The organism is Mycobacterium sp., assembly GCF_052143115.1.
Lineage (GTDB): Bacteria > Actinomycetota > Actinomycetes > Mycobacteriales > Mycobacteriaceae > Mycobacterium.
Map to the genome: position 1 here is coordinate 1 of NZ_JBKQTQ010000147.1, position 5183 is coordinate 5183.

The 5183-nt window shown below is 63.0% G+C and carries 7 protein-coding genes and 2 pseudogenes; 3 read left to right on the forward strand and 6 right to left on the reverse strand.

All coding sequences use genetic code 11. The features are described 5' to 3' along the window. Positions 1–440 precede the first annotated feature (440 nt). From ACLQI9_RS15495 to ACLQI9_RS15515, 5 genes and pseudogenes are all read right to left on the reverse strand, one after another. Positions 441–1523 carry an IS110 family transposase gene (locus ACLQI9_RS15495; protein ID WP_442391880.1) on the reverse strand — a complete coding sequence of 361 codons (1083 nt, stop codon included), beginning with the start codon at positions 1521–1523 and terminating at the stop codon, positions 441–443. A gap of 476 nt (positions 1524–1999) precedes the next feature. Next, positions 2000–2101: pseudogene (locus ACLQI9_RS15500) on the reverse strand (DUF2516 family protein); the annotation flags it as partial. 86 nt (positions 2102–2187) lie between these two features. Then, positions 2188–2808 carry a heparin-binding hemagglutinin gene (locus tag ACLQI9_RS15505; protein ID WP_442391881.1) on the reverse strand — a complete coding sequence of 207 codons (621 nt, stop codon included), beginning with the start codon at positions 2806–2808 and terminating at the stop codon, positions 2188–2190. Positions 2809–2869: 61 nt separating this feature from the next. Continuing rightward, positions 2870–3247 (reverse strand): helix-turn-helix domain-containing protein, encoded by a 378-nt coding sequence (locus ACLQI9_RS15510; protein ID WP_442376420.1) that lies wholly within the window; start codon positions 3245–3247, stop codon positions 2870–2872. 39 nt (positions 3248–3286) lie between these two features. Beyond that, positions 3287–3550 (reverse strand): annotated as a pseudogene (locus ACLQI9_RS15515) (DUF445 family protein); the annotation flags it as partial. Positions 3551–3899: 349 nt separating this feature from the next. On the opposite strand from ACLQI9_RS15515, the gene ACLQI9_RS15520 reads away from it, so the two are divergent. Further along, positions 3900–4088: a hypothetical protein gene (locus tag ACLQI9_RS15520; RefSeq protein ID WP_442376418.1), complete on the forward strand. Its 189-nt coding sequence runs from the start codon at positions 3900–3902 to the stop codon at positions 4086–4088. 120 nt (positions 4089–4208) lie between these two features. Here ACLQI9_RS15520 and ACLQI9_RS15525 read toward each other — a convergent pair whose 3' ends face one another. Continuing rightward, the gene (locus ACLQI9_RS15525) at positions 4209–4463 is read right to left on the reverse strand and encodes a hypothetical protein (RefSeq protein WP_442376416.1); all 255 of its coding nucleotides are present in this window, start codon (positions 4461–4463) and stop codon (positions 4209–4211) included. A gap of 41 nt (positions 4464–4504) precedes the next feature. On the opposite strand from ACLQI9_RS15525, the gene ACLQI9_RS15530 reads away from it, so the two are divergent. Both ACLQI9_RS15530 and ACLQI9_RS15535 read left to right on the forward strand, forming a co-directional pair. Continuing rightward, on the forward strand, positions 4505–4771 hold the full coding sequence (locus tag ACLQI9_RS15530) for a hypothetical protein (RefSeq protein WP_442376414.1): 267 nt from the start codon (positions 4505–4507) through the stop codon (positions 4769–4771). 147 nt (positions 4772–4918) lie between these two features. After that, positions 4919–5183 (forward strand): Clp protease N-terminal domain-containing protein (locus ACLQI9_RS15535; RefSeq protein WP_442391250.1); only part of this gene is annotated, 265 nt, incomplete at its 3' end.

Here is a 5183-nt window from a genome sequence, read left to right on the forward strand (position 1 = left end):
GAGGACCACATGCAAGCCCGGCCGTGACCACGTCACCCAGTACCTAGCTACGCTATCCAGTTTCCAGTCTTTGTGGCGGTTCCGCCACTTTTCCGCCACAAAGTTCGGAAATCCGCCACTTAAAACTGGAACCTGATATGGAGGCGGTTTTGTCAAGAGGACAGGTGAAAGCCGCCCCGACCGCTAGCCGGGGCGGCTTTCGTTTTGGCTGTCCTGGTGCGGGCGTCGGTGGTCGTTGCTCACGACGGTGGTGTCAGACTGATATGCGCGGGTTGGGTACCGCAGGACGATGATTCGGATGTGAACGTTACTGCTGTCTACGGTCGAGCATCACGGACGATGATCGTTAATCGCGTTGTGGCTCATAGGTTCTCCGCAGGTTGGTTCACTCACCGCGCCGACGCCTGATCATCGGGCCAGCCAAGTCTTGGGTGTCGCAGCTATTGCATGGTCGCCAGGGACCAGCACCATCCGGAGAGTTCGCGGGCAACGGCGACGTTGGCGACGATCGGGTTCTTGCCGCGTTCGGTAAAGGTGCGCCACCGTGCGTTGAGGCGGCGGTTGCCGGCGTGTCCGCGGGCCCGAAGTGCTGGGTCGACTTTGGTCCAGCGGGCCCGCAGCGAGGGCCCGGAGGTGCTGTAGGACTTGCGGTGATGCCAGGCAGATTCGATGAGGAGTCGTCGTACGTGGGTGTTGCCCGCCTTGGTGATTGAGCCTTGGACGCGTGAGGTGCCCGAGGAGTGTTCGCTCGGCACGAGTCCGACGTAGGCGCCGATCGTGGATCCGGTGAATCGGGTCCAGTCTCCGATCTCGACGGTCAGGGCAAGTCCGGTCAGGGCCGAGATGCCGCGTAAGCAGCCAAGTCGGTTGACCAGGTCGGCGAACCGCGGTGAGGCGGCCACCTCCAGGATGTGGTCGTCGAGGCGATCCCGTGCCGCGGTGGCCGCGAGCACGGCATCGAAGCCATGGTCGAACGCCGCTTTGAGGTGAGTATCGGCGAAGCGTTGCCGGCGTAGCCATTCTTCGTGCTTACAGGTCCATGGTGTACCGCCCGAATAGACGATCCCCTGTCGTAGAAGTAGTTTCGATAGGCGATGCCGCACCCGCATCAGGTCGGCGCGGGCGTCTTCGCGGGCCCTGACCAGATCGCGGACCGCCTCGATCTCACGTTCGGGCACCGTCACCTCGGTGATCTCACCGAGCCGCAGCAGGCGGGCCAGATGCGCTGCATCGCGGGCGTCGGTCTTGATCCGATCCCCAGCCGGGCGCTGCAACTTCGACGGTGCCGCGACCAGGCATTGCATCCCGGCCTCAGTAATCGCCCGTGCCAGGCCGAACCCGGTCGGGCCCGCCTCATAGGTCACCCGCACCGGAGACCGCAGATGGTTCAACCAGCCCAGCACCTCACCGTGGTCCGGGCATAATCGTGCTCGCGCGATCTTGCCTGTTTCCTCGTCAACGGCATGCGCGACGACCGAAAGCGCGTGCACGTCCAATCCGACACTCGTACCCTGAACAATCACCGGAGGCCTCCTGATCTGCAAATGTGGCTCTGCCAACGTGAGTGTTCACCCACACTGACAACCCACGAATCGTTTTGCAGCCCGAGGCCTTCGGCCTCAGCTGGCCTCCATACCGTCTACAGTGTAGGTTCTCAAATAGCGTGGCGGACGGCGAGGCCTCTAGCTGCGCGTTCGCAGATTTCTCATCGAAATGGCGGAAGCATTTTTCTCATCTTCGTGGCGGATCCTAGAACTACGCGGTCGTGCCAGAACGGCGCCGACCGGCACTTATCCGCCGGACCTGGCGGGAACCGATGCGCAAGGCGAGGACTACGTTCGGCGGCAACATCATCGAGATCGACATCGATTCGTACCGTCTTGCTCACGCCAAGGCGGCACGCGCTGCAAGGGTAATCGCGCTGCAAGAGTAATAGTGTCGCCACGTCGTACCCGTCCGTTTTGATTCTTTCCCAATTTGGGTGATCTGTTCTTGGAATCAACAGCACCGCTCCGCCCAGGATTATCAGCCAAACCGGCTTGGTCAGCTTCGCCGCGGCGATCTGCAGAACGAACAGGACGGTACCCCCAAGCTGGCTCACGGGTTCTAAGCCTTAAGCCTGTGCGGGTACCGTCCTGGCCGTCGACTCCGCTTACCTCCGGGGGCAGTGGAGAGCTGCTTTGACGCTTACTTCGCGGTGAGGGTGCGAGACAACTTCTTGGCTGGCTGCTTCTTGGCGGTCGTCTTGTTGGCGGCCTTCTTGACCGAAGCCGCGGCGGCCTCGGTCTTCTTCGGCAGCTCGACACCGATCAGCTTGGCGGCGCGTTCGCCGGCCGCGCGGGTCTGGCTGGCGACGGTGTCGAGCGCGTGCCCGGTCCGCTCCACGGCGTCATCGAGGTAGCCCTGGCCCTTGGCCACGTTGGCCTCGAACGCCGGCTGGCTGCGCAGCCGCTCCAGAGCGGCCTCGCCGCGCTCGACGAGGTTGTTGTACGTGGTGGTCGCTGCCTCCAGGTACCTCTCGGCGGCCTCACGCAGTTCTTTTCTGGTGAACCGCTTGCGCAGCTCGCCGAACTCCTTGGGCAGGTCTTCCTGCCGCATGAGCCGTTCCCGGGTCTCCTCGACGCGGGTGTTCAGTCGTTCCCGGGTCTTGTCGGCGCGGGTGCTGGCGTCGGCGGTGGCTTCGCCGGCCCGCTCACGCAGGTTGGCGACGAGCTCGTTGACGGTGGCCAGGGCGAGGTCGGCGGCGCCGATCGCGGCCAGCAGCGGGGTCCTCAGGTTGTCGATGGTGGGTTGGTTCTTCTCGGCCATGTCGTGCTTCCTTTCGATCAGTCAGTGCGGTTGTGATATGGATTGCGAACTTTTGGGGCGGTTAGGCAGTTGCCGGCTTCTCACGGGCAGTTTCGTTCTGTTGGCGAAGCGAGGAGTAGATGTCGAGCAGAACCTGCTTCCGCCGCTTGGTGATCGGCGTGTCGGTGATGATGGCGTCGCGCGCCGCGCTGGTTTCGGTGGGCTCGAGGATTCCGGCCTCACGTATGGCACCCGCGGATTCCGGTAATGCCTTGGCGATCTGGTTGAGCACATCGGCAGTGGGTTTGTGCAATCCGCGCTCGATCTGACGGAGCACCGGCCTTTCGGCCAACTGCCGCACCGATGCCTGCGCCGCCTCGCGCTGCGTCCTGATGAAGCTGTCGATGTCTGAAGCGGTAGTCACCAGGGCGGCAAGATCGGAGTCCTTCGGCTGATTCACCAGCTTGAAGCGACGACATCGGTGCTGATGTCCTGAACTCTACGCGCGGGTGCTAACTTTTGCAAGCACTCGGTTAGCGCTCTGCCTCAACGGCAGCGCAGCGACGGTGTAGATGATCAACCCGGCCAGTGCGCCGACGACGGGTGCCGTTGATCCGGATGAACTGTAGACCTCGCCCCGACGCGCAAGTTCCGCGCGACGGCTGGCCTCCTCGGCGTCCCACCGCTCAGTGGTCTCGGGGATGATCGCGGCGATCTGCACGCCGTACTGCGAGACCAGGTGCTGAGCGGCCCGCACGATCCAGTTGGCGTACACATCGGGTTCTCGGTGGCCGCCGGCGAAGTGTTGGCGGTCCTGGGGCGGTTGCTTCGGTTCGTTTGGTAGGTAACACGATGATCTGAACCTCGACACGCCGAGCAGCTGACGCCAACTTCCAACCGATTATGAATCGCGTTTTCGGGCAATCATTTTCCGAGGTGCGACGTTCCCCGGCTGGTCGCCTCCGCGGTGGGCGCCCTTGTGAGCAAGCTCTCGCGGGGCCGTCTCGATCGCGACATAACCCGGTGTGATTAGGCGAAGCCGACTACCTCGACCGCAACGTGCCAATTAAAACGGCCTGGGGACGAGAATTGACGGTCTCGGAGTACCGAGCATGGCGGATGACAACTTCAAGGAGGCCCTGAGTACCTGCGCCGTGGTCAACCTCAAAGACGGCGAGCAAGCCACGGTCTGCCATGCCTTAGAGGCGATGAAAGGCAAGTTTGGATGGATCGGCCTGAATCTAATTGTGGGGCTTGCAAATCAACGGCTGCGGGATCGGCTAGTGGTGCGGGCCTCTTAATCCGCGAGCCAGCTCGGCCCGGCGTCGGAGGACGCAGCGTCGCCAGAAGGGCACGGAACGATGACTAGCCACCGAGAAGCTGCCGAGGACGGCCGAATCCGTGAGATCGTCCGCGAGGAGCTAGAGCCCTTCCGGGAAGATCTCCTGGATCGCTTGGCGAAGGCGCGCGTCCTGGTCCAGCACGTTCTCGAGCGCCGTCAGTCGCGTCTCGATCACCGCCAGATATCCCAGGCTGAGTTTGACGAATTCTTCAACCGAGTCGCCACTAGCAAGTCTGGTGTCGATGAAGCGGTAGAGGTTTCGGGTGGCGGGCAGGCCATCGGGGATATTGCCCGTCCAGATTTGGGTAAGTAGCTCCTCCGGATTGATGTCCATGGCGCTTCTCTCTCGCCGATCGTTGGTGACACTCGCAGCTTATGAGAGCAAGCCCGGAGGGTCCGCACGATCCGGTCGTTGACGAAGCGCTCGATGCACGACCCACACCGGTTCGCGCCGCAGTGACCGCAACCGTGGTGTACCGCATCGTGAAGCTGCCCCCGACCGCGCCGATGGCGGCCCCGATGCCCGCCAGCAACTCTTCCAGCTTGGCCGGCACCTCGGTGCCCATCCTCGCCCAGGCCACCGACACCGAACGCCACGCCTTCCAACTACTCGGCGCCGCCATCCCACTGACCCTCCAGTAGCCAGAACAACCACCACCGAAAACCACGAAAACCCAGCACAACTAAGGTTTCACCCGACTTCACGGCCGTAACTTCGGATTAGAGTGGGAGGCGGGTTCCGCGCGCATCCGTTGTACCCGATGGTGAGTGGAGAGCAGGTAACCGCCGATGTTCGAAAGATTTACCGACCGTGCCCGCAGGGTGGTCGTCCTGGCGCAAGAAGAGGCCCGGATGCTCAACCACAACTACATCGGCACTGAGCACATCCTGTTGGGTCTGATTCACGAGGGCGAAGGCGTCGCGGCGAAGTCGCTGGAGTCGCTGGGCATCTCGCTGGAGGGCGTCCGCAGCCAGGTCGAGGAGATCATCGGCCAGGGCCAGCAGGCCCCGTCGGGGCACATCCCGTTCACTCCGCGCGCCAAGAAGGTGCTCG

Bases quoted from the DNA above. Each gene is read 5' to 3' on its own strand.
- ACLQI9_RS15530 (WP_442376414.1), top strand. From the start codon at position 4,505: ATGAGAGCAAGCCCGGAGGGTCCGCACGATCCGGTCGTTGACGAAGCG.
- ACLQI9_RS15525 (WP_442376416.1), bottom strand. From the start codon at position 4,463: ATGGACATCAATCCGGAGGAGCTACTTACCCAAATCTGGACGGGCAAT.
- ACLQI9_RS15520 (WP_442376418.1), top strand. From the start codon at position 3,900: ATGGCGGATGACAACTTCAAGGAGGCCCTGAGTACCTGCGCCGTGGTC.
- ACLQI9_RS15505 (WP_442391881.1), bottom strand. From the start codon at position 2,808: ATGGCCGAGAAGAACCAACCCACCATCGACAACCTGAGGACCCCGCTG.